Raw genomic sequence first — 24,294 nt, 5'->3', positions numbered from 1 at the left:
TGATTTAATTAATCTTTATTTAATATTTTTAATTAATCGTTTGTGCTACCTGGCAGAAAACTCTATGATATTCTCTTTTAAAGTGCTAAAGCCAACAGAAAAAGTCTAAGAAAATTAATTCTTAGACTTTTTTTATTCATCAAATAATAACTCATACATTTTTGTACTCAACGGCTTTTCCAGCAGCAAATTCATCCCTACCGCTGCTTTTTTCTTCGGCCCCAGCAATTCTTCTTTGACTGTGTCCTTTTGAATGTGCACTTGACCTAAGTAGTAAAACTGCTTGCCAATTGCATCACTTTTCTTAACAAACAGCAATAGCTTCATCTGGGGCGTATTAAGTAATTTTTGTACCTCGGCGGAGTTGATATGACGGGGCGTGCGGGTATACCAACGCAAGCAGCGGCCATCTTCCAAAGTATTATGGTATAAAGCGTTGCGTTTTTTCTTTGAATCTTTTTGGTAAGTAATAAAAATGGGGGTCTCATGTTCATCCACACGATAGCCGTACATCGGGGCGGAAACATCTAACGGCCAATTTAATAATCGGCAGGCATCTTTACGGTCATATTGCTCATAAAGAGTAAATTGCTTCTGATTATCATACTTGTGATTCAATGCCAAGCCGGTTTTGATAACATCAGTAAAAAGTTTTTTAAAGGTTTCATTTTGCAAAAGAGATTGTGCCAATTTAGGTGCTAACGCATAATCTAATAAATCTGCCTTAAGCACAAGTGGCTGCCCGCCATATTGTTCTTTTTTAGTTGTTTTTCCCTGCTTGATGTCAAAAAAGCTTAGAGAAAGAATATCTTCAATTGAAGTTAACACTTTTTCATTAACGTAAGCACCATAATCATGCAGGGCTTGTTCAAATTTTTCTTGACTAACCTGCTTTTTTTCTAAAAGCAGTTGCAAAAGTAGCAGTTCATGCGGTCTTTTCCCATTCAATAACTCTTTAGTAACAAAGGATAAAACAGCACTTTCATACCGACTTAGCTTCACAGGTTCGCCCATTTTTATTAAAAATTCACCATAATGCTCAAGACTATGATTATTGGCAAATACCATGGGTGAAGTTGAGCCATAACGGTAAAAATCAAATAACAGGGGTGGACGCCCTATTTTTTCCGCTAGTTCCTGGTATGACTGTCGCAATTCCTTAATACTATCCAGTTTAATCTGATCAAGTGAAGCCAAAATCTTAGCAGAAGCAATTTGGCTAAAGTTAATCGTTGAAACATCAATAAAGCTGGGAAGCAAGCTTTCCTCGCGTGCCTTATCCTGCGAGCGGCTGTCATCCTGATTTAAAGCAATTGGAATTAAATAATTATTTTTATAGTTACCAATAAAGTCGATGACCGTGACATAGTCTTTACCGGGATATTTACGCAAACCGCGGCCTAGCTGCTGGATAAAAACAATGCTGGACTGCGTATTACGCAACATAATGATCTGGTTTAAAGCCGGAATATCAATTCCTTCATTAAACAGGTCAACGGTAATAATGTAATCAATTTGTCCTTGTTCCAGCTGCTTAACTACTTGCAGCCTTCTTTTTTCACTGTCTTCATTAGTTAAGGCGATAGCAGGATGTTCACGGTCTGAAAAGGCCTGCGCTAATTCACGCGCTTCTTCTTGGCGGCTGCAAAAAACCAATCCTTTAGCTTGAGAACCACAATAACCGTAATAATCGAGCTGCTTTAAAACATAGTCAACCCGCTCTGGCGCCAGCAGTCTGCGCAAGTTAGTGGTTTCGTCAATCGTAGCACCATCAACCTCATAATCTGCAACGCCTACATAATGAAAAGGTGCCAGCATTTTTTCTTCCAGTGCTTCGCGCAAACGAATCTCGTAAGCTAAATTATAGTCAAAAAGACGGTATACATCCTGGTCATCCATCCTTTCCGGAGTGGCAGTCATTCCCAGCCAAAATTGCGGTTTAAACTTGGCAAAAATGCGCTGATAACTTGGTGCAGCTGCCCTGTGGGCCTCATCAATCAAAATGTAATCAAAAGTTGTTGCACTCAGACTAGCAAGTACTTCCGGCTGACTTAAAGTCTGCACGGTGGCAAAAATATATTTGCGTTCAAGCTGGTGCTTATGCCCGGTTAATAGACCATAATCGGCTAATTTTCCGCCAATTACTTGGTGAAAACTTTTTAAAGCCTTTTTAGCTATCTGTTCACGGTGAACCACATAAAGAAACTTCTGGGGGTTAAAATCTTTGACAGCAAATGCTCCTAAATAGGTTTTGCCAGTTCCAGTAGCTGAAACTACCAGACCCCGCTTTTGTCCGTTTTTAATTAAGCCTTGTAGTTCCTGCAGTGCTTCTTCTTGCATCTTATTTGGCACAATTTTAGTTGTTTCATTAACATGAACCTGAGATTGCACTTGCGGCTTTACCCAATTTTGTTCATATTCTCTTATCCAGCTTTCAGATAGTGGCGAACTATCATTCTTTAACTCATGCAATTGCTTGGCAATCTGCTCTGTCAACGTCGCATTATTTTTTGAGCTGATTTTTAAAGCCCATTCGTAATTGCTAAGTAAAGCCGACCGGGTGAAATTAGCACTGCCGATAAACAAAGTTTGCCAGTCCTCATGTTCAAAGAGATAACCTTTAGCATGAAATCCGCTTTGCGGCGTAATTTTAACTGTCAAGTTGGGAATTTTAAGTAACTCACGGAAAACTTTGGGATTGTTAAATCCTAAATAGTCACCCGTAATTAATGTACCTGAGATATTTTTCTTAGCTAAATCTGCCATAACTACTTTAAAGGGAACGAGCATATCTTGAGTAACAAAGGCTACAGCCCAAGTAAAACTTTGACAGCTAAGCAGCTCTTGGCGCAGCGTCAGCCAAATATTCTCCTGTTTATTATTTTGCAGCAGTTTCGGCCCTAATAATTCATGACCGGGATATTTAGGGTCATACAGACCATTAAGAATGGCGTCTTGCAAGGGCTCATTCATACTCATCACCTCAAAATTATTTTACACAAAAGAAAAAGAAACCCAACCATCTGGATCCCTTTTTTACAACTGCTTATAAATCTATTGCCAATAAAATTGGGCAGTGATCAGCACGTTCTCCTGTATCCAACATTTCAGAGCGCTTAACCTTATCTGCAATTCTATTACTAGTTAGCCAATAATCAATTCTCCAGCCGGAATTATTAGCTTTTGCAGTTCTTACTCTTTGAGCCCACCATGAGTAGACTCCTTCAACATTGCCGTTGAGTTTTCTAAATGTATCTGTAAAGCCGGCTTTAAGCAATTGGGTAAAATCTGCTCGCTCTTCATCAGTAAAACCTGCAGAATGGTGATTAGTGTCAGGATGCTTTAGATCAATTTCGTGGTGAGCACAATTATAATCGCCACTAGCCAAAACCGGTTTTTCTTGATCTAATTTTTGCAAGTAATCAATATACTTTTCATCCCAGACTTGACGCTCACTTAAACGCTTAAGGCCGTTGCCAGAATTTGGCGTATATACTTGAGTAACAAAATACTCAGGAAATTCCAACGTAATGATTCTGCCTTCATGATCCATCGGTTCCGGTGCACCAATTACAGGATAAGTCACTTGAGGCTTGAGTTCTTTTTTATACAAAAACATGGTTCCAGCGTAACCTTTACGTGCCGGTTCTTCTGATGAACGCCAAACAATATCATATTCTGGAAATTCTTTTGTCAATACTTCCATGTGTTTTTTAGTTGGTCCAGTTGAACGTAATTTAGTTTCTTGAATTGCAACTATATCAGCATTTTCAGCATGTATTTTTTCTAAAACTTTGCGTGTTGCTACTGCACGGGAAGAAGTTCCGGTTAAAGCTGCATTTAATGAGTCGATATTCCACGAAATTAAGATCATTTTCTGCTCCTTTTTATTCATTTCTTTCATTATATAGTTTTTTAGCTGGGACACAAAACTTCTGTCACCCTGATTTTTCCAATTCCAAGTTTGAGGTGATCATATTGAGGTGAAATTGCTGTTATTTTTTTCACTATCTATACAAAAAATACTTGTAACTTTTTTGATTAAGCGTGAGTCCTTGTGCCATATTATTGTAAGCGATTACTAATAGAACGCCATTTTGATAAAAATATTATTTTCACAATTTTATATTTTTAAATCTAGTTAAGCAAGTGTATAATAGCACAAGAGACAACAATAATAATCTTTGGAGGTTAGATTTTATGACTAAAATTTATGCTTACGCCATTCGTAAAGACGAAGAACCATACGTTCATGAATGGAAAGAAGCTCACAAGGATGTTGATGTTGATTTTACTGATCAACTTCTCACCCCTGAGACAGCTGAATTAGCTAAGGGTGCTGACGGTGTTGTAACTTACCAGCAATTAGATTACAAGGCTGATACTGTTGAAGCTTTAGATAAATTAGGCATTCATAATTGGTCAATCCGTAACGTTGGTATTGACAACATTGACCTAAAAAAGGCTAAAGAATTAGGCTTTAAGATCACTAATGTTCCGGTATATTCACCAGACGCAATTGCTGAACACGCTGCTATTCAAGCTGCCAGAGTTTTACGTCAAGATAAGGCAATGGACGAAAAAATTGCTAAGCATGACCTGCGCTGGGCACCTACAATTGGTCGTGAAGTACGTGACCAAACAGTTGGTGTTATTGGTACTGGTCACATTGGTCAAGTATTCATGAGAATTATGGAAGGCTTTGGCGCTAAAGTCATTGCCTATGACATTTTCAAGAACCCAGAATTAGAAAAGAAGGGCTACTACGTTGATGACTTGGATGAGCTATATGCTAAGTCTGACGTTATTTCACTTCATGTTCCTGATACTCCAGAAAATGTCCACATGATCAACGACGACTCAATCAAAAAGATGAAAGACGATGTTGTTATCGTTAACGTTTCTCGTGGTCCATTAGTTGACACAGACGCCGTTATTCGTGGTCTTGACTCAGGCAAGATCTTTGGCTTCGTAATGGACACTTACGAAAATGAAGTTGGTATTTTCAACAGCGACTTCAGTGGCAAAGATTTCCCTGACAAGCGTTTAGCTGATTTAATCGCACGGCCAAATGTTTTGGTAACACCACACACGGCTTTCTACACTACTCACGCTGTGCGCAACATGGTTATTAAAGCCTTTGATAACAACTTGAAGTTAATCAATGGCGAGCAGGCTGATACTCCTGTTGATTTGAACAAAGAATTTTAATTTGTAAAATTCATTTCCCTTCTTAAATACACTTTAAATAACAATAAAAGGCACCAGATAAATTTATCTGGTGTCTTTTCTAATGCTTATTTTAATTTGCGGCAGCATTTACGGCTTGAATAAGCGCATTTCTAAAGCCCGTTTCTTCAAGCTTGGCTACTCCCCTAATAGTTGAGCCACCCGGTGTGGTAACTTCGTCTTTTAATTCTTCCGGCAATTTTTTACTAGCAAGTGCCAATTGGCTGGTACCCAAAAGCATTTGTTCAATTATCTGATATGAATCTGCGCGCTTAATACCATTTTGCACTGCGGCATCACTCAGCGCTGCAATCATAAGATCTACAAAAGCAGGCGTGCACCCAGCAACTGTACCATAAACACCTAGCAGATTTTCAGGCACAACGTAAACTGCACCCATCTGAGTAAAAATCTTTTTTACAGTAGCAATCACTTCCGGCTTTTCATTAGGAATAAAACTGATGGCTGTAATTCCGCTACCTATTTGAACGGGAGTATTAGGAACGATCTTGGCAAATGTGGTATCTTGCGCAAGTCCACTATTAATCTGAGTTAAATTGCCCCCACCCGTTGATAACATGATACCGTGATATTTTTGACCCAGCTGTTTCAGTATAGCTTCAGCACTGGAGCCACTCACAGCAACTATAACTGCCTGGCAAGCGTTAAATTCAGTGTAACTATTAACTAAGCGCAGATTAAATTCAGTAGCAATTTTTTGAGCGGACTTATGACCACCGTCATAAACATAAATATCTTGGCTTGAATTTTTAGCATTTAACAAGCCCTTAATGATAGCGGAACCAATCTTACCAGTTCCAATAAAACCAATTTTCATCAGCTACCACCTTTTTTAAAAGTCCGTGTGATCTGGATCATTTGCTAATTTAGCTGCTCCATGCAAACCATCAAGCTTAGCCATATCAGCATCACTAATTGTAAAGTCAAAAACTTGTAAATTAGATTCAAGCCGATCGCGGTGGACAGATTTTGGTAATGGGACAAAGCCGTGTTGCAAAGACCACCGTAATAAGACTTGCGCTGGAGACTTGTCATAGTGTTGCGCAACAGAAACGACAGTTTCATTAGCAAATAAACCGCCCCTGCCAAGTGGTGAATATGCTTCGCTCAAGATACCGAGTTCTTTATTATAAGAAGTCACATCTTCTTCCATATCACTTGGGTTAAGGTAAATTTGATTGACAGCAGGACGAATTTTGGCGGTCTTCAGCAACTCATCCAAGTGTTTACGTCTGAAATTAGATACTCCGATTGCGCGAATTTTACCTGCCTGAACAGCTTCTTCCATTGCCTGCCAGCTTTCTGCGTTTAATTCAGCCCAGTGATCACGCACAGGTGCTGGATTAGGCCAGTGGATCAAATACAAGTCCAGGTAATCTAAATCTAATTTAGTCAAGCTTTCATCAATCGCAGCCTTAGTTGCCTGATAGCCGTGATGATCGTTCCATAATTTAGTGGTTACAAATAAGTCGTGTCTATTGACCCCGCTTTGTTTAATCCCTTGTCCGATGCTCTCCTCATTGCCGTAAGCTGCAGCCGTATCAATTAAGCGATAGCCCAGATCCAGTGCATCCTTCACAGTGTTCTTGGCTACTTCACCGTCAGGTGTTTGCCAAGTTCCTAAACCAATGACTGGTATTTTAACGCCATTATTTAATTCATAAGTATCATTAAAAGAATGAATATTTAAAGTCATTATTCTCACCTCTAATAATTATTATACAGGATTGAACTATACTTCTACAGGAAAAGATAGCAATTATTGCGGTTGCTTTTGCAAATCACCCTTGAGCAAAGCCACAAATTCCGGATATGTTGCTACCTCATATAAGGGATGCAGATTCATATTATTCTTCCGTTTACGGTGGTTATACCAGATGCTGTCAAAGCCGTAATTTTCTGCCCCCAGTATGTCGGACTGTAGCCCATCTCCAAAGAACACAGTTTCTTCAGGGCCGATTTCAGTATGAGCAAAAAAGTAATCAAAGATACGGGTATCCGGTTTAGCAAAGCCGGCTTCTTCTGATGTCACAATCAGCGAAAAATATTTATCAATGCCCGCTAATTGCAAACGGTGCCTCTGCATAAAGGCTTCACCATTACTTAAAATAGTTAAAACGTAATTGTGCTTTTTAGCAAAACGCAAAGTATCAGTCACACCGGGCAGCAACTTATGAGCTTCACTAAAATAAGAACGGTATTCGTTCATAATTGCAATTCCGTCAATATCAATGCCTAAATTTTCTTTGATAAATTCGCTAAAGACAGTCTTGCTGAGTTGATTATAATCGATTTTACCTTGTTCCAGCTTACGCCAAAGTCCTTGATTATATGCATGATAATCACGCTGCATGTTGTCTGTTAACTGCCAATGATGAGCCTGAAAAAGACTATGCAGAGCAAAATTTTCTGTAGCAGCAAAATCAATCAAAGTATCATCAACATCAAAAATTATTTGTTTATAACGCAAGCAATTTCTTCCTCTCCAATTATTCCGCAGAATAAAATGCGTATTCACTAAAAATTAGTGTGGAGGTCTATTATAACAATATTTCACACATTGGGAACAAAATTAACTATTTTTAAATTTTGCTTGCATTACTATTACTCTTCTTAAAAATCAGCTATAATATCACTTAATTCTGATAAAAGGGGTGATTAAGCATGGTTGGACTATTACTAGCATTCTTGTTAATTTGGTTATTTATAAAACTGGGCGTTGGTATATTTAAAATCTTATTTTTCATTTTAACTTGCACACTTGCCTTTATTTTCTTTATTCATTTATTAGTGCCAATAGTCGTTATTCTTGGCTTAATTTTCCTTTTCTTCACGTTAGCTAGGCACTAATTTTTAGTTTAAAAACAAAAATATATTCAAGCATAATAAACGCTATTTTTAGCTTATTATGCTTTTTTTATATCTTCGAATTCTATATGTTTTTTTATTATCCCCGATAACTTACTCGCACATCAAGTTGTGACTTTTACTTGTGTTTAAGAGCAAACTTTCCTCTAGTAAATACAAGATATTGTGGTATAGTTCTATTTGTAGCCATAGATGATGTGTCTGTGGAACAATTTGCTAGTTGAAGGAGTAACTTTGAATATGAAAAATACGAGCATAACCTTAGATCAGGGTTACATTGATCAAGTGAAACAAACTGTCACTCCCCACTGGGGAGAGCTTGGCTGGGTTACTTACAAACGGACCTACGCCAGATGGCTTCCTGAAAAAAATCGTTCCGAAAATTGGGATGAAACGGTTAAACGCGTAATCGAAGGCAATATTAATCTTGATCCTCGTCTCAAAGATTCTCCTGCAAATGAAGTAGTCGATGAACTAACTGATGAGGCCAAGAGCCTATTTAAATTGGTTTACGGTTTAGGCGCGACGCCTTCTGGTCGAAACCTCTGGGTCTCCGGGACAGATTACCAAAAGCGTAATGGTGACTCGTTGAATAATTGCTGGTTTATAGCTATTCGTCCCCAAAAATACGGTGACAGCCATATAGTGCCAGACTATTTAGGGCAAACGCAAGAAGCGGTTTCAATGCCATTTTCATTTCTTTTTGACCAACTAATGAAAGGCGGCGGCGTTGGCTTTTCTGTTGTCCAAGACAACATTCAAAAGATCCCAACAGTTGATAACAAAATCGATTTAACAATCGTGATCGACAAAAAGAGTGCCTCATACGCGGATTCGGTTAAATTGGGTGCAACGGACAAAGACGAATGGGCAAAGCAAAATGACGGCAAGCCTGACTACGTATACTACAACTTGCCTGATACCCGTGAAGGTTGGGTTTTGGCCAATGCTCGTTTAGTTGACATGCATTTTAATCAAACCAATGCTGAAAACAAGACCAAATTGGTACTGGACATCAGCAGAATTCGTCCTTACGGGGCTAAAATTCACGGTTTTGGCGGTACTGCTTCTGGACCTATGCCGTTAGTGGAAATGCTTTTTGATATTAACAACATTATTAACAATCGGGTTGGCGGCAATTTAACTTCTGTTGATTGTACGGATATTTGCAACTTGATTGGTAAAACTGTCGTTGCCGGCAATGTGAGAAGATCAGCTGAACTGGCTTTAGGTACAAGTACCGACCAAGACTTCATCACGATGAAACAGGATAAAGACAAACTCTACCACCACCGTTGGGCATCAAACAACAGTGTAGCAATTGATTCTAACTTTGATGAATATGAACCAATTGCTAACGGTATTAGAGAAAACGGTGAACCAGGAATAGTTAACCTTGACTTATCTCGTAACTATGGTCGTATTATTGACGGCTATCAAAAAGATATTGACGGCGACGTTGAAGGCACCAACCCTTGCGGAGAGATTTCCTTGGCTAACGGTGAGCCATGCAACCTGTTTGAAGTATTCCCATACATTGCAGAACAACAAGGTTGGAAACTAAAGGATGTTTTCAGGTTGGCCACTCGCTACGCCAAACGGGTAACGTTTAGTGACTACGACTGGGAAATTTCCCGCAACATCATTTCCAAGAATCGTAGAATCGGTGTTTCAATGTCAGGTATTCAAGACTGGCTGTTAAATGATTTGGGTCACCGGGTTGTCACCGGCTTTGAAGACAGCACTGATGAAGAAACCGGCGCAAAGATTAAAAAGCCAATTTACGACCCTCAGGGAATTAAAATGGTTACTGAAGCTTACCAAGCCGTCATTGATGCTGATAAAGAATACAGCAAGACTTTACACTGCAATGAGTCAATCAAGCACACAACTGTTAAGCCTTCTGGTACTGTTGCCAAATTGGCTGGGGCCTCTGAAGGAATGCACTTCCACTATGCCGGCTACTTAATTCAAAGAATTAGGTTCCAAGCTTCTGATCCATTGCTTAAAGCATTGGACGCATGTGGTTACTATTCAGAACCTGATATTTATTCACCAAACACAACTTGTGTTGAATTTCCATTGCGTGCTGCTCACGCCGACAGCAAGAACTTTGCTTCTGCCGGTACAGTTTCAATTGAAGAACAATTTGCAACACAAGCCTTTTTGCAAACTTATTGGTCAGATAATGCAGTTAGCTGTACCGTTACTTTCCAAAGCAATGAAGGTGACAAGATTACTCCACTCTTTGAACAATACCGGCATGTAATTAAGTCAACTTCATTATTGCCATACTATGGTGGTTCACTCAAACAAGCGCCAAAAGAACCAATCGATAAAGTTAAATATGAGGAAAGAAAAGCTGAAATTACCGGTGATGTAGCCCAAGTATTTGCAGAACAAAATGATGATCAAAAAGATTTGGAATTAGTTGACCAAACAGACTGTGAATCTGGTGCATGTCCAGTTAAATAAGTTTTTTAAATTAAACTAGTGCCGTGCAAGCAGCTAAGTACGAAGTTTTTAGTGCTTGCACAAAAATCTATAGATTAGGAGTATATTATGAAGAAAAGCAAATTATCAGTTTTAACCGGAATAGCCACTATTTTTACCTTTACTTTTGCTGGCTACGAAACAACCCAAAATGTCCAACAGGTAGACGCCAGCAGCAAAATCAAAGTTACTTACACCCTTAAAGTACATAACAAGAATTACAAGAAAAAGACTATTAAATTGCCTAAGAACTCAACTGTAATGCGCGGTTTGAAAAAGTGCTGGAAAATAAAGAGTGATCACGGTCTTATTACTTCAATAGCTGGTAAAAGCCAAAATAAGCGCAAGAAGATTTATTGGACTTACACCATTAACGGCAAGTTTGCACAAAAAGGTGCGGCAATACAGAAGCTTGCTAACAAAGATAAAATTAAATTTACTTTAGCAAAAGTTAACTTCTAAAATTGCTATGGTCCGCAGTTCAACTAAGAAAATAGCGTTATTAGCAATTTTAACAGCCATGTGTGTGGCACTAAGAATATTTAAAATTATTCCTGTGCCCAATGTTCAACCAGTAACCGATATTTTGATGATTGTAACTTTAAATATTGGCTTTGGCTTCGGCTTTGCTTTAGCCCTTTTAACTATGGTAGTTTCCAACATTTACTTAGGCTTTGGCATTTGGACAGTATCACAAGTCTTAGCCTATGGCGGCTGTGTTTTAACTGTGGCTTTGCTCAGTAAATTTACGCCACTTAAAAAACATTTTACACTGCAACTTATTCTTGCTGTTTTTCTCGGCTGGGAATATGGCTGCTTTGTCGACTTCGGCATGTCTATATTTGGCGGTTTCAATGCGTTCCTAGCTTATTGGGCAGGCAGTCTGGTCTTTGATACTTATCATGCTGTCGGCAACCTAGTGTTTTACCCAATTTTATACAAGCCGTTAAACATTGCACTTGATCATTACAAACGGAGGCTATTATGACAATTAAAATCTACACTAAGGTGGGCGATCAAGGTTTTACCAAACAGGTAACCGGCAAAATGGTTCCCAAATATGATCTGCAGATTATCGCTGTCGGTGATATTGATGAACTTGATTCTTACCTAGGCGTTGTGATTGCCAACTTGTCTGCCAAATGTCAAAAGCTGCATACTCCTTTACAAAATTTGCAACGAGACTTATATGAACTGGAAAGTGACATTGTTGTCAAAAGACACGAAGAAATTACGGCTGAAAAAGTAGCAGAACTTGAAAAACAGATCGACGAACTTAATAAACAAATTCCTCAAACAACCCATTTCATTTTACCTGGCGGTTCGATCACTGCCACTCACTTACACTATGCCCGGACAGTTGCCAGACGAGCCGAGCGTTCCATGGTAAAACTAAACGCTGAAGAACAAAAACTTGCTCCCGCTTGTTTGGAATACATCAACCGCTTGTCAGACTACCTCTTTACCTTAGCTCGTTATGCTAATGTGCTAGACGGTGTGCCAGAAGTCAAAAGTAAAATTAAGTAAGCAAGCTCAAAAAACGAGGTAGTTTCGTAATTGAAACTACCCCGTTTTTATTTTGTTTAAAATTAATATTTTACTGCCACCACAATTTAATTAGTCCTTGAGTCCCCAAGTCACCCAAGTGCTTTTCATCAACTAATGTTTCGTATAACTTTTTAGCTTCTTCGGTTGCTGGCAGCTCAATTTTCATTTCTTTAGCAGTCTCTAGAGCAATGCGCAAATCCTTCAAAAAGTGTTTGCTGAAAAAGCCGGGGGTATAGTCACCCTTTAAGACCCGCGGACCATAATTACTCAAGCTCCAGTTAGCAGCACTGCCTGCTCCGACCGTTTTAAGGACTGTTTCAAGGTCAAGCCCCGCCTTTTTAGCATAAACCAGCATTTCTGTCATACCGGTCATGGTGCCTGCAATCATGATCTGATTAGCCATTTTAGTATTCTGACCTGCACCAGCTGGTCCAAAAAAGTGAACTTGCTTTCCGAAATCCTTAAAAATTGTTTCCAAGTTTTGATAAGCAGATTCATCGCCGCCAACCATAATGGTCAGCGTACCGTTTTTAGCACCTAAATCACCGCCAGAAACAGGGGCATCTAGCACTTTAGCGCCCTGCTTTTCACCTGCAGCAAAAATTTTTTGTGCTAAAGCAGGCTTGGAAGTGGTCATGTCTACCAGATTTTTGCCCTTAACTTCGGCTTGCAAAATACCATTATCGCCGAAATAAACTTGTTCAACGTCAGCGGGAAAACCCACAATAGTGAAAATTGTCTCAGTCTGTTCAACTACAGCTTTAGGATTATCACACCAAGTAGCACCTTTTGCAACCAGGTTATCAGTCTTACTCTTAGTGCGGTTATAAACCCACAATTGATGACCAGCTTTTAACAAGTTAAGGCAAATGGCATTTCCCATAACTCCAGTTCCAATAAAACCTATTTTCATAATCAAATCTCCTCTATTAAATAAAACGTTTTCTTAATAATTTAATCATACCACTAACTTATCTTTAATAAGTAGAGTTTTTATTTATTTAGGTTTTCGTTAACAAAAAGTTCTGCCTGCTCACCATATTCCGGCATCCCTAATAAAGTAAAATTCTTAATTGCCCACTTGCACTTAGATATATATTCAGGTTTATGCACAAAATGATAATTGACCATGTTTTCCAATAAAACCAGCATATTTTTGCAGAAAAAGAGTTCAGGAATCATCTTCACCTTTTCAGCAGCAGTAATAAAGTATTGTGCTTCAGTATATGACTTTTGCTCAATGCACATGATCAAGATATTGCAGATAACATCTAACAATTCTTCTTGCTGGCGCGGTTTTGAAACGTTCTTTAACTTTTCAACTATCTTTTTACCTATTAGCAAATTGCTCTTTAAATCATAAATTGGGATTAAATTAATGTAAATTCGCAACGCTCTCTCGTCAAAATCATTTTGGTCAAAGAGCCAGCTTTTCAATTTGCTTTTTTTAGTTTCACTCAAATCTGCCAGCTTATTTTCCACATCGGCCAATTCGAAATCAATCAGCAATAGTATCTTTTCTTTATCTTTATCTTTAAAATCACTATCTGCTACATACTGCCTGATTTTTCTGATTTTAGCAGGATTATTCTGATAATATGCCCTGTTTACTTCACGATCAATAAAGCTGGCTGCATTGTCATGCTCCTGATTAGCACTTAATTTGTTAAAAAAATCTTCCGGTTTAATCTGGTTAGCAGTTAAAATCGCTAATAAGTCTTCGGCGGTAATGCGGTGAAGCCCTTTTTCTACTTTGGCATAGTATGAAGGACTAACTATGCCAAACGCCCATTCTTTCTGTGTTTTTAAATTTTTAATACGAAATTGCTTCAATAATTCTCCAATTGTCATTATGTTTCCTTTCGGTTTCACAATGTTCAAATTTACTTAGTAACTATAGTGTAAACGATATTTAACTAAAAAATCTGTTTACTATTTGACTTAACCTTAACTTTAAGTACTACAATTTTGATAATTATAAAATTTTATGTTGCAGATGTGCAGCAAATTTTATAATTGCAACTAATCCTTCTTTAGGAGCTGATTAATTATGACTACAAAAAGAAAATCTATCATAACAGGCACGTTGCTATTAGCGTTATTGCTACTTGCCGTTTGCATATTTAAAAACAACTATCAGGAAGAAAATGGTGCAAGTATTCGCATCAATACTCCAACACTTTTTGTACATGGCTGGGGCAGTAGTTACCACGCTGAAGAAAGTATGGTGGCTTATGCAAAAAAACAGCATGCTACTAATTCTGTCATTCGAGCCGACGTTAGCTCTACTGGTAAAGTCACCTTAATAGGGACAATAAAAAAACGGGCCAAGAACCCGATAGTTGAAGTCAACCTCCAAAATAATAAGAGCATTTTTGCTGGAACGAATAATCAAATTACTGCCATGAACAAGAGCAGCAATTATATTAAAGATGTAATCACTGCACTGCAAAAAAGATACCGTTTTACCCGCATTAATTTAGTAGGTCACTCAATGGGTAATTTACAGATTGCCTATTACTTACGTAACAACGCCACTAATGCGCACATGCCTCAACTAAATAAACAGGTTTCGATTGCTGGTCATTATAATGGCTATGTTGGTGAACAAGGAGCACCAAATAAAACTGTCTTAAACCGGGCCGGCAAACCGCAAAAAATGAGTGCGAGTTACCGCGGACTTCTAAGTTTGAGAAAAAAGTTTCCTCAAAACGCTGACGTCTTAAATATCTATGGTGACACAGGTTCTGGCAGTGATGGTGACGTCACCGTTAATTCTGCTCGCTCTTATCGCTATTTAGTGAGTAAACGCGCTCACTCATACCAAGAACAAGAAATAAAAGGTCCTCGCGCTCAACACAGTAAATTGCACGAAAATACTAATGTTGACCGTTTATTAGTCAACTTCCTCTGGTAATTTATCCTACTGAATTTTGCCTTGATCATATAAATTGATTTTAGTTTTTAACCGGGCAATTGTAGCCTGAATATTTTGGTCTTGCTTTTCTAGCCTATGCAATTCTTTAACTAAAATCTGCCGTCTGGACTTCTTAGTATCACTGCCTTGCTGCAATAATTCGGTGTATTCAAGTAAATCCTTTACTGGAATTTTCACCTGCCGCATGCACTTAATAAAACTAATCCAAGTAAGATCTTTTTCTTCATAATTTCTAACCCCGTGCTCTTTTTTGACTTCGGGTATTAAGCCCATCTTTTCATAATATCTGAGAGTTACAGGCGTTAATTCTACTTTTTCAGCTACTTCTGATATTTTCATTATATTTTGCTCTTTTTAATGAATTTAAACTTAGATCTAAGTTTAAGTATTATCTAAAAAATATATTAGGTTGATTGCAGCAATTTTACTCATTTTTTCAGCCTAATATCGTTAAAAAGTAGCCTATAATTACATTATAGGTGCTTTTTATATATGAATTCTTAGATCGCCAATTTTGGCATAAATAAAAAATTAACTTATTTTACCTAACACTTAAAATTTTAATCACATCTATTATTATGTAAAATACTTATTAAACATGAATAGTTATAACTTACTTGCATTAAAGTCTGCTTATTAAAGACAGGAAGGATAACATGGAATTAAGAGTTTTGAATTATTTTGTAGCCGTCGCCCAAGAAGGCAATATGACTCGTGCTGCCAAAAAGCTGCTTATCTCTCAACCAGCGTTATCAAGGCAAATTGCTGACCTGGAAGCTGAACTTGGCGTTAAATTATTTAGCCGTAAGTCGCGGCGCTTGGCTTTAACTCCAGCAGGACAATATTTATTAGAACAGGCACAAGAGATATTGGAATTAACTGCCAAAACTAAAAGAAATATCGAAAAAGATTCTTTTGTCAGTGGCGACTTGACCATTGCTGCAGGTGAAAGCCTCGGGATGCAGCGGGTCATGAATGTGGTCAGCGCAATTATTAAAGAGCACCCTTCTGTTAAAATTCACCTATTAAGCGGAGACTACAGTTATGCCGAACGCAAGCTAGATAACGGGACGGTTGACTTTGCAGTCATTATCGGGAACGTTCCTTTAGCTAATTACGCCTCTTTAACCTTACCCGAAAGAGATACTTGGGGAATTTTAATGCCTACTAATGATCCCTTAGCGCAAAAAGCAGTGATCAGACCGGCAGACTTACAAGGGCGCTCTTTACTAAATTCGCAGCAAGCGCAAAAAATGCACCTTTTTCAAAACTGGCTAGGAAATTACTATGATTCAGTCAATTTTATTGGCAGCTATAATTTAAATTTTAACGGTACCTTGATGGTCAAAAATCACGCCGCATTAATGCTCACTCTAGATAAATTAGCTGATACCTCTAAAGGCTCAGGCATTACATTTAGAAAATTACAGCCAGAGCTGCACCAAGCTATCAGGGTGGTTTGGAAACGTGAAGTTAATTTATCACCAGTCGCAGAATTATTTTTAAAATTACTGCAGGAATCAATTTTTAAGTAATAATACTTAATGCCAAAAAAATGAAAAGAAAAAGAATATCATAGACTTTAAAAGCCCTGTAGTAATAGCTACAGGGCTTTTTCTAACTGCCAGTACTTTGGTATTTTTGTAAAAATACCCGCCATAACTGATAAATTAGGATAAAAAAGAATACACAGGCGGCAGGAACTAACAGTAGCCAGACCCACTCATGCTTAACTGCAATTTTTTCTTGTGGAATTGAAGCAACCCAGCCGATTGGCAAGATAAAGGTCATAATTAGCCTTAAAGCCGACGAATAGATCGCTAACGGATATTTACTCATGTCAAAAAAGTCAAATGTTGTTTCTGCCAAGTTGGCTAAACCATTAGAAAGTAGTGCAACGATATTACCTAATACAGCCAATCCCAAAAAGATGAGCGAAGTAAAAAGTGAGATAAAAATAAACATGACCGTGATATACCACGGATTATGTAACTGCATATCCACAATTATCAACAACAAAAGCGCAACAATTAAATCGCCCCATGCATCTTCATCGACTCGTTCATTAACAAGCTGAAATAAAGGATTGACGGGTTTAATTAAGATTGTATCTAAGCGCCCGTCATGAATATAATCAGAAATGTTGAGTGCATTGATAAAAAAGCAGCGAAAAATAGCAAAAGCTAAAGTTGCCAAGGCATAAGTTAAAAGCAGCTGTGCAAAACTATAGCCTTTAATGCGGGGCACAATATTAAAAATAAATCTTAAAGCGAGGATATTAAGCAAGTTTTGAATGATCATCCCTGCTAGTGCAAAATAAAAGTCCAGGTCATAAACAGCAAGTGATTTTAAATTGATTTTTAAATAAGTACTTAATAATTTTAAATATCTCATTATTAACCCCCTTGAATCACAGTCGAAACAACGGAGCGTTTAAACAAGAATTTAAAGAGCACGTTGAACAGGGCAATATAGGTTAGCTGAATCAAAACTACTTGAATAAATAAACTCCACGATGGCTTTTGTGCCAGCATTCCTACTGCACCAAATGAATATTGAAATGGCAAATAAGCGGCCAACTTTTTGATCACTGCCGGATAAAAATTGGCCGGAAAAATATTGCCAGCTAATACCAATAGTATTGCTTCTTTAAAAGTGGAGATGCCCCAAATACTATAAGTGTAAAAAGAAAATGTCCCTAAAAGCAGTTCCAGCTCAAAATACAATAAATACGCCAAAGTGGTTGTTACTAAGACCATTAAAATTGTGCCCACTGCAATTTGAAAATTCAGAATCCATAAACAAACTAATAAATCCACTGTACCAATCACTGCAAATTTGACAACTGAATAGCCGATGCTTTCCCACAGTAGCTGCGTTGCAAATGCTACTGGTTTTAACAGGTCAAGTGCAATATCACCAGAACGAACTTTATCATTCACATCGTAGCTGGTTTTAGGAAAAAGCACGGTCAAAAGCTGCATTAATACCAAATAACTAATTGTTTGTTTAAATTCACCGTTTGGCTTGCCAGTTAGAACAGCTTGCCACAAAAAATACTGTACGGTAAGCGAAATTAAAGATGAAAACAGCCAGAAAATCAAAGCATATTTTGAGGCTAGACCTTTTTTTATTCCTATTTTAATGAGCATTAGCCTATATTTCATTGCTGCACCCCCTGTCGCGTGAGGTGCGCTAATAAATATGCCAGTTTATTACTCTTAACTTCAATATTGGCAACTGGTATGCGGGCAGTAATTGTACTTAACACTTCTTTCAGATTTTCTTGCTTAATGCCTGCAATCTGGTATGAACCGTTTTTAAGCTGCATCATGTTGGGCCATTGCTTAATTAAATCAGCACTTAATTTATCTGCACTGGTAAACGTGACCGTTGTGGGCACATCTAATTCTGCTAGTTGTAGACTACTTTGATCTAATACCAACTGGCCTTGATTCAGGATTAAAATGCGCGAGCATACTTTAGCTACTTCATCGAGATCGTGCGAAGTGAAAATGATCGTTTTATCAGTTAATTGTTGTAAAAATTGCGTGATACTATTTTTTGTCAGAACGTCAAGTCCAATTGTGGGTTCATCTAAAATAAGCAGTTCAGGATCGTGAATAAGAGCTGCAATGAATTCAGCCTTCATTCGTTGACCCAAACTAAGGGTGCGCACCGGTTGCGTTAAAAACTCGGTAGCCTGCAACATCCGCGCTAACTTTGTTACCCGTTTTGTAAAAATATCCTCCGGTACTTGATATATTTCACGGTTGAGTTTGAATGTGTCTATTGCGGGCAAATCCCAGCGTAATTGGCTTCTTTGCCCAAACACAACCCCTATTTTGGTCGCATTTTTTTGTCTGTTATTAAGCGGATCTCTGTCAAAAGTTTTGATACTGCCGCCATCAGGCTGCAAAATACCTAAAATCATTTTGATCAAAGTCGACTTGCCGGAACCATTTAACCCCACTAAGCCAACATGATCTCCTTGATAAATCTCTAGAGAAACATTTTTTACTGCGTCAAAAATGCGATATTCTTTGTGAAACAGCTTAGCTGCTTTCACCTTACGATACCGTTTCGCCAGGTTCTTGGTTTCAATTATCATTAATTATTCCCCAATGCTTAATTCAGAGTGCAGATTTCTTCCCCAATATAGAAACCAACACTCACCTTGAACCGGCGTTTCCAAATCATAGCGCCATTATAGCGCTTAATTTTTATTTTTCCAAACTCTTGCAATTACTTTGAAAACAAAGCCAAGATAAAAATGGCCACAATTACCAAGATATCTGCGAACTTCATCTTTTCTTTAAGGAAAATATCGCCAAAGATGACGCTGTATAAAGAGGTCATGTTTAAAAAGATCCAGGCAATGCTTGAGTTGGGTGAAGACGTTGCCAAAGTATAAGTTACTTGCGCTAAAAGAGTCAAAACCGCCCGAGAACCATAAATTAGATAAACCTTACCTTTAAGATTTTCAGCGCTGATTTTAAGAGTTCTATTTTTATAAATAAAAGTAATTAGGGTAATTAAACAGCGCACATAAATTGTCATGATAGTAAAAAAGACCAGATCAATCGGTTTGATAAGGCCTTTGGTTAATAACGGCGAAAGTGCAGCTTGAATAATCAATAAGGGCGCAATTACGGCAAAAGTCGTCAACAGGGTTTTCAAATTTAAATTATTGTGGCGCTGCTCGAAAACAATATAAATAACTACTATTACAGTGGAAATAATAGAAACTAAATATGAAGATTTGCTAAAGTAACCCATAGTCAGCAAAATGGCCCAAGGAATAAAAAGATCGGTCACTTTACTCAAAAGCACAGACTGCATAATTGAAACTTTTTTGAACACATAACTGTAGCCATAAGCGACGACCTGAGCCAAAAAAGCATATAAAAGGACTTTAATAAGATAGTTATTGGTTATCCTAGGACTAGGAAAACTGTGCAGGACGTAAATTAGAAAGAAAGTTACTAAAACCGAACTACAAATATTATTTAAAAAGTTCACATCAATTGAGCTTTGCTTCCGATACCCCATTTGGTAACGGTCAATAACTGATATTATTCCCCTGGAAAATGAAGAAATAGTGGCAAAAATAATCAACCAAATATTACTGATAATCATGCTTCCTCCGAATGACAAATTTTGTTTAAAACTATTATTAATATTTTGGTCTTTGCAGCCACAATTAAAAAGTCAGAGAAATAGTTATTACCAGTAACTATGAGTTGTTCAGTTACTAAAATCCAGCCATTGGACATACAAAGTTTAAATGTATTCAAATGAAATCCAGTAAAGACTAATCATAAAAATACAGTATTTGGTTTGAATATTATTTTATTATACACCAAGTTAAAAATCCAAAAAAGTAGCTGTGAATTCTAATTAAGGTTTATAAATGCCAGCTACAATCTGTTTAAACATTAAAAGCAATATGCTAAAAAAGACTAGGATTTTTTCATCCTAGTCTTTTTTATATTATTTACGCTTTACTATATGCCAGTCCTCGTTTTAATCTCTGCCAAAAGCTGGTATCTTCTGTTTGTAAAATTACGCCTTGATAGATTTTACTAATGTATATTGTCAAGCCAATAATACTTACTATTAAAATCGCCAGCGACAGAATAACTTCCATATTGCCAACATGACCATTAATTATACGAATTGGCATCATGAACGAGGAAAAGAATGGCACGTAGGATAATATTTGCGGCAGAATTTGTTCTGGGTTAGTAATAAGCGCAAACGACAGGAAAAATGCAATGAGGGAAAGCATCGTAGTACCTTGAGCAGCTTTTGAAGAATCTTCAGGCTTAGCTACTAAAGCTCCTGAAAAAGCTGCTAATATCGTATAAATAATTACACCGAGAATCAGGAAAACGAGATTGACATTTACCAAATTGCCCAGAATTTTATTTATGACTGCTTGGTTGTTATGCATGAAAGAAGACGTAATTTTTGCATGCAATGCCCAGCGGTAAGTTGCCCAGCCGCCAACAATATAGATTAAAAGTTGCGTAATAATTACGCCGAAAATACCCAAAATTTTACCTAAAAAATATTTTGCCGCAGTTGTACTGGAAAAAATGATTTCCATAATCTTCGTACCCTTTTCAGAAGCTATTTCTTGAGCTGTAATGCTACTGTAGGACATCAAAACCATGTAAACGACCATAATCACAATAATTAATGACACCATTTTAACCAATTTATCTCCCTGATGATTTTTCTGGAGTATCTCACTATATTGCGGTTGCTGCTGTAATGCTTTGAGCTGGTGTGGCGCCAATTGCGCCTTTTGCAAATTAAGCTGGCTCTGCAAGACTTGTAAATAGCTTTTTACTTTGGGCTTTAGTTCATCATCAATAGATGATATTCCATGATAAATGGCCTTAACTTGGTTTTTTTGCGTTTCAAATACCAAGTAGCCATCAACTTTTTCTTTTTTGACAGCCTTTTTAGCAGATTCAGCGGTTTTAATTTTAGCATCAACATATTTATCATTATTTTTAATAAAGTTTTGGCGAACTTGCTCATTGGAACTGATAACTGCAATCTGACTGTCTGGATCAGAACTAGCACCGATAGCTCCTCCTAAAGCACCACAACCAATTATGAAAAATGGACCCAGAATCAAAAGCAGAAAAGACCAAGACTTAACTTGATGCCAATAAGTGTGCAAAGTTACGGTCCATAATTTATTCATGTTGTTCACCAGCTTCCATTCTAAATATTTCGTCAAGTGTTGGTGGTTGTTGCCGAAATTCTTCAATATATTCTCCATTTGTTAAGGCATCAAAGACTTCCGCACCACTATTTTCATCGTCAATTCGTAAAAGATATTGACCATGCAACTTCTTTGCCACTTTTTCAACGTAAGGAAGCTGTTGCAATTCTGCAAGCGACTTGGTAGTTTTGCAGTAAATTTCCGTTTTACCAAATGAGTCACGAACAGCGTCAACTGTACCACTTAAAACAACTTGTCCTTTTTTTAACAAGATTAAACTATCACAGATTTCTTCAACATTTGACATGTCGTGACTGGAGAAGATAATTGCTGCATTATTCTTTTTAGCATCTAAAACTGCGTTTTTAAGCAAATCTGCATTTACCGGATCCAAACCACTAAATGGTTCATCCAAAATAATTAATTTTGGCTGGTGAATCAAAGTACAAATTAATTGCACTTTCTGCTGATTACCTTTCGAAAGTGTTTTTATTTTGTCGCTTTTCTTGCTCTGAACATCAAAGCGTTTCAACCAATCATCGATTTGCGGTTTTATCTCTTTCGCCGGGCAGTTTTTTAGCTTCGCCAAATAAACTATTTGCTGTTCAATAGTCATTTTGGGTAATAAACTACGTTCTTCCGGCAAATAGCCGATAGTATCAAAAGTTTTTTCAGTAATGGGCTGATCTTCCCAAGTGATTTTTCCTTCATAGTGCAGAAAGTTTAAAATACTATGAAAATTCGTGGTTTTCCCCGCTCCGTTTTGACCAATCAAACCCATAATTTCACCGGGGTGAATTGTAAAGTTGACATCTTGAAGCGCTGGGAAAGTATCAAACTTTTTACTCAAATGTTCTACCTTTAGCATTGCTCCCTCCTTTTTATTCTAATAACAGTTTTAGCAAATTATAAGTTATAATATATTTGGTGGCAATATATTTTTTAATTTGACAATTTAAATATTATGTGGTAGTATAATTATTGTAATAGTAGATTCATAAATTATTAAAGATAAGTAAATCACTATTATAAATTGTTGTTTATCATAATTTAAACAAAAGAAGCTTAAAATGAAAAAGCTAAACAAGTTTATACAATTAATCGAAAAAAAGTTAACAAAGAAAAATGTCGTACTAGTTCTTTCTTTGTTAACTTTAATCAAGTTAGCCATTAGCGTTTCTTTTAGCGTTAATAGCACTATGTTCGTTACATTTATCATTGTATAATAGTCTTTTAAACATTGCAAGCAATGTAAAATTATTTCGTTATTGCTATTATTACTTTGTTTTTTAATTATAAGGAGCTTAAAATGAAAAAGCTAAACAAGTTTATGCAATTAATCGAAAAAAAGTTAACAAAGAAAAATGTCGTACTAGTTCTTTCTTTGTTAACTTTAATCAAGTTAGCCATTAGCGTTTCTTTTAGCGTTAATAGCACTATGTTCGTTACATTTATCATTGTATAATAGTCTTTTAAACATTGCAAGCAATGTAAAATTATTTCGTTATTGCTATTATTACTTTGTTTTTTAATTATGCGGTATAATAGCCTTAATAATTGTTCTAACCTTTAAAATTAATTTATTTAATTTCTTGAAGTTTCACTATTGTTTTAGATGGTTGTTAAGTCAATAATGTTTAGAAGGTTAGTATCAATACTTAAAAACAGGTTTAATTCCCTATTTTAGAAATTAAACCTGTTTTTTGTATAGCAAAAATGTTTATCCTATTAATAAATCGTTGGCTTTAACTGCTGCACCATTATCCTGATTCAATTTGACTTCTTTTTCATAGCCGCTGGTGAATACAACAATAACAGTTGGATCTAGTTTATTTTCAGTTACTACGTTCTTATCAAACACTTCTAGTTTTTGTCCCTGCGTTACCTCATCATCTTGGTTCACCACTACTTCAAAACCTTTTCCATTTAGGTTTACAGTATCAATACCAATGTGAATAAGTACCTCGACGCCCTGTGCCGTTTGAATACCTATAGCATGTTTCGTTTTGGGAAGTGCCTCAATTTTACCACTTACAGGTGCATAAACTGTTACTTTATCTTCTTCAGGGACAATAGCAAAGCCATCCCCCAACATCTTCTGGGCGAAAGCCGGGTCATTTACTTCTTCAATTTTTTCAAGTTTGCCACTAATTGGTGCAGTGACCGTCAAATCTTCTTTTTTCTCCTGCTTTTTGCCAAACCACTTAAACATTCTTCTTACCTTCTACTTTCATTATTCTTAATTCATTTATTTCATATTTTATTACAGTTTTAGCATTTAAACTATTAACAAATATATAATTTTGCTTTTGGTCAGGAAAAACCCGTAACGAAAAAACTTTTTCTCCATTTTCTAAGAATATTTCTGCAGAGGAAATATCCTGAAACAGCAGGCATAATAAAAATACGGTTTTAAAAGAACTTGTGAATTATTTAATTAAGCAAAAAGCTAGGG

23 protein-coding genes are annotated in these 24,294 nt (G+C 37.0%); 7 read left to right on the top strand and 16 right to left on the bottom strand.

The window, feature by feature from the left end:
* Positions 1-132 precede the first annotated feature (132 nt).
* Both DLD54_RS00475 and DLD54_RS00470 read right to left on the bottom strand, forming a co-directional pair.
* The gene (locus DLD54_RS00475) at positions 133-2,973 is read right to left on the bottom strand and encodes a DEAD/DEAH box helicase (RefSeq protein WP_109917868.1); all 2,841 of its coding nucleotides are present in this window, start codon (positions 2,971-2,973) and stop codon (positions 133-135) included.
* A gap of 73 nt (positions 2,974-3,046) precedes the next feature.
* Positions 3,047-3,874, bottom strand: a complete 828-nt coding sequence (locus DLD54_RS00470) for an exodeoxyribonuclease III (protein WP_109917867.1) — start codon at positions 3,872-3,874, stop codon at positions 3,047-3,049.
* Positions 3,875-4,200: 326 nt separating this feature from the next.
* Between DLD54_RS00470 and DLD54_RS00465 the strand changes: the two genes are divergently transcribed.
* Positions 4,201-5,211 (top strand): D-2-hydroxyacid dehydrogenase, encoded by a 1,011-nt coding sequence (locus DLD54_RS00465; protein ID WP_109917866.1) that lies wholly within the window; start codon positions 4,201-4,203, stop codon positions 5,209-5,211.
* A 91-nt stretch (positions 5,212-5,302) separates the two neighbouring features.
* Here the strand turns inward: DLD54_RS00465 and proC are convergent, their stop codons facing one another.
* The 3 genes from proC to DLD54_RS00450 all read right to left on the bottom strand — a co-directional run bounded on the left by proC (position 5,303) and on the right by DLD54_RS00450 (position 7,720).
* The gene (proC, locus tag DLD54_RS00460) at positions 5,303-6,067 is read right to left on the bottom strand and encodes a pyrroline-5-carboxylate reductase (protein ID WP_109917865.1); all 765 of its coding nucleotides are present in this window, start codon (positions 6,065-6,067) and stop codon (positions 5,303-5,305) included.
* A gap of 15 nt (positions 6,068-6,082) precedes the next feature.
* Positions 6,083-6,946, bottom strand: a complete 864-nt coding sequence (locus DLD54_RS00455; protein ID WP_038520650.1) for an aldo/keto reductase — start codon at positions 6,944-6,946, stop codon at positions 6,083-6,085.
* 63 nt (positions 6,947-7,009) lie between these two features.
* A complete protein-coding gene (locus tag DLD54_RS00450) occupies positions 7,010-7,720 on the bottom strand; it encodes a YjjG family noncanonical pyrimidine nucleotidase (RefSeq protein ID WP_038520647.1) in 711 nt (236 codons plus the stop codon).
* A gap of 638 nt (positions 7,721-8,358) precedes the next feature.
* On the opposite strand from DLD54_RS00450, the gene nrdJ reads away from it, so the two are divergent.
* The 4 genes from nrdJ to DLD54_RS00425 all read left to right on the top strand — a co-directional run bounded on the left by nrdJ (position 8,359) and on the right by DLD54_RS00425 (position 12,138).
* Positions 8,359-10,593 carry a ribonucleoside-triphosphate reductase, adenosylcobalamin-dependent gene (gene nrdJ, locus DLD54_RS00440; protein WP_109917864.1) on the top strand — a complete coding sequence of 745 codons (2,235 nt, stop codon included), beginning with the start codon at positions 8,359-8,361 and terminating at the stop codon, positions 10,591-10,593.
* Positions 10,594-10,680: 87 nt separating this feature from the next.
* Positions 10,681-11,073, top strand: a complete 393-nt coding sequence (locus DLD54_RS00435; RefSeq protein ID WP_046326541.1) for a DUF4430 domain-containing protein — start codon at positions 10,681-10,683, stop codon at positions 11,071-11,073.
* Positions 11,074-11,080: 7 nt separating this feature from the next.
* On the top strand, positions 11,081-11,599 hold the full coding sequence (locus DLD54_RS00430; RefSeq protein WP_109917863.1) for an ECF transporter S component: 519 nt from the start codon (positions 11,081-11,083) through the stop codon (positions 11,597-11,599).
* Positions 11,596-12,138: a cob(I)yrinic acid a,c-diamide adenosyltransferase gene (locus DLD54_RS00425; RefSeq protein ID WP_038520638.1), complete on the top strand. Its 543-nt coding sequence runs from the start codon at positions 11,596-11,598 to the stop codon at positions 12,136-12,138. Before DLD54_RS00430 ends, DLD54_RS00425 begins: the two co-directional genes overlap by 4 nt.
* Before the next feature lie 70 nt (positions 12,139-12,208).
* Here the strand turns inward: DLD54_RS00425 and DLD54_RS00420 are convergent, their stop codons facing one another.
* Together DLD54_RS00420 and DLD54_RS00415 are read right to left on the bottom strand one after the other, a co-directional pair.
* Positions 12,209-13,072: an NAD(P)-dependent oxidoreductase gene (locus DLD54_RS00420; RefSeq protein ID WP_109917862.1), complete on the bottom strand. Its 864-nt coding sequence runs from the start codon at positions 13,070-13,072 to the stop codon at positions 12,209-12,211.
* An 80-nt stretch (positions 13,073-13,152) separates the two neighbouring features.
* The gene (locus tag DLD54_RS00415; protein ID WP_109917861.1) at positions 13,153-14,010 is read right to left on the bottom strand and encodes a helix-turn-helix domain-containing protein; all 858 of its coding nucleotides are present in this window, start codon (positions 14,008-14,010) and stop codon (positions 13,153-13,155) included.
* A gap of 199 nt (positions 14,011-14,209) precedes the next feature.
* Here DLD54_RS00415 and DLD54_RS00410 point away from each other — a divergent pair, with 199 nt between their 5' ends.
* Positions 14,210-15,076 (top strand): alpha/beta hydrolase, encoded by an 867-nt coding sequence (locus tag DLD54_RS00410; RefSeq protein ID WP_109917860.1) that lies wholly within the window; start codon positions 14,210-14,212, stop codon positions 15,074-15,076.
* 6 nt (positions 15,077-15,082) lie between these two features.
* Here DLD54_RS00410 and DLD54_RS00405 read toward each other — a convergent pair whose 3' ends face one another.
* Positions 15,083-15,436 carry a MerR family transcriptional regulator gene (locus tag DLD54_RS00405; protein WP_046326534.1) on the bottom strand — a complete coding sequence of 118 codons (354 nt, stop codon included), beginning with the start codon at positions 15,434-15,436 and terminating at the stop codon, positions 15,083-15,085.
* A 317-nt stretch (positions 15,437-15,753) separates the two neighbouring features.
* On the opposite strand from DLD54_RS00405, the gene DLD54_RS00400 reads away from it, so the two are divergent.
* The gene (locus tag DLD54_RS00400; RefSeq protein WP_109917859.1) at positions 15,754-16,632 is read left to right on the top strand and encodes a LysR family transcriptional regulator; all 879 of its coding nucleotides are present in this window, start codon (positions 15,754-15,756) and stop codon (positions 16,630-16,632) included.
* Positions 16,633-16,714: 82 nt separating this feature from the next.
* On the opposite strand, the gene DLD54_RS00395 is transcribed toward DLD54_RS00400, so the two are convergent.
* The 8 genes from DLD54_RS00395 to DLD54_RS08965 form a co-directional block, all read right to left on the bottom strand.
* On the bottom strand, positions 16,715-17,494 hold the full coding sequence (locus DLD54_RS00395) for an ABC-2 family transporter protein (RefSeq protein WP_162542264.1): 780 nt from the start codon (positions 17,492-17,494) through the stop codon (positions 16,715-16,717).
* Positions 17,494-18,264, bottom strand: a complete 771-nt coding sequence (locus DLD54_RS00390) for an ABC transporter permease (protein WP_109917857.1) — start codon at positions 18,262-18,264, stop codon at positions 17,494-17,496. The genes DLD54_RS00395 and DLD54_RS00390 overlap by 1 nt, the downstream gene beginning before the upstream one ends.
* Complete coding sequence (locus tag DLD54_RS00385; protein WP_109917856.1) at positions 18,261-19,208, bottom strand: ABC transporter ATP-binding protein; 948 nt, start codon at positions 19,206-19,208, stop codon at positions 18,261-18,263. Before DLD54_RS00385 ends, DLD54_RS00390 begins: the two co-directional genes overlap by 4 nt.
* 134 nt (positions 19,209-19,342) lie before the next feature.
* A complete protein-coding gene (locus tag DLD54_RS00380; protein WP_109917855.1) occupies positions 19,343-20,236 on the bottom strand; it encodes an EamA family transporter in 894 nt (297 codons plus the stop codon).
* A gap of 358 nt (positions 20,237-20,594) precedes the next feature.
* Entirely contained in the window at positions 20,595-21,818 is a 1,224-nt protein-coding gene (locus tag DLD54_RS00375; RefSeq protein WP_109917854.1) for an ABC transporter permease, read from the bottom strand.
* Positions 21,811-22,707 (bottom strand): ABC transporter ATP-binding protein, encoded by an 897-nt coding sequence (locus DLD54_RS00370; protein ID WP_109917853.1) that lies wholly within the window; start codon positions 22,705-22,707, stop codon positions 21,811-21,813. Before DLD54_RS00370 ends, DLD54_RS00375 begins: the two co-directional genes overlap by 8 nt.
* An 852-nt stretch (positions 22,708-23,559) precedes the next feature.
* Positions 23,560-24,051: a PTS sugar transporter subunit IIA gene (locus DLD54_RS00360; protein WP_109917851.1), complete on the bottom strand. Its 492-nt coding sequence runs from the start codon at positions 24,049-24,051 to the stop codon at positions 23,560-23,562.
* The gene (locus DLD54_RS08965) at positions 24,044-24,217 is read right to left on the bottom strand and encodes a hypothetical protein (RefSeq protein WP_370448302.1); all 174 of its coding nucleotides are present in this window, start codon (positions 24,215-24,217) and stop codon (positions 24,044-24,046) included. Before DLD54_RS08965 ends, DLD54_RS00360 begins: the two co-directional genes overlap by 8 nt.
* Between the last annotated feature and the right edge of the window lie 77 nt (positions 24,218-24,294).

It is taken from the genome of Lactobacillus helsingborgensis, assembly GCF_003173695.1.
Lineage (GTDB): Bacteria > Bacillota > Bacilli > Lactobacillales > Lactobacillaceae > Lactobacillus > Lactobacillus helsingborgensis.
This window is presented reverse-complemented; position numbering and strand designations above follow the sequence as displayed.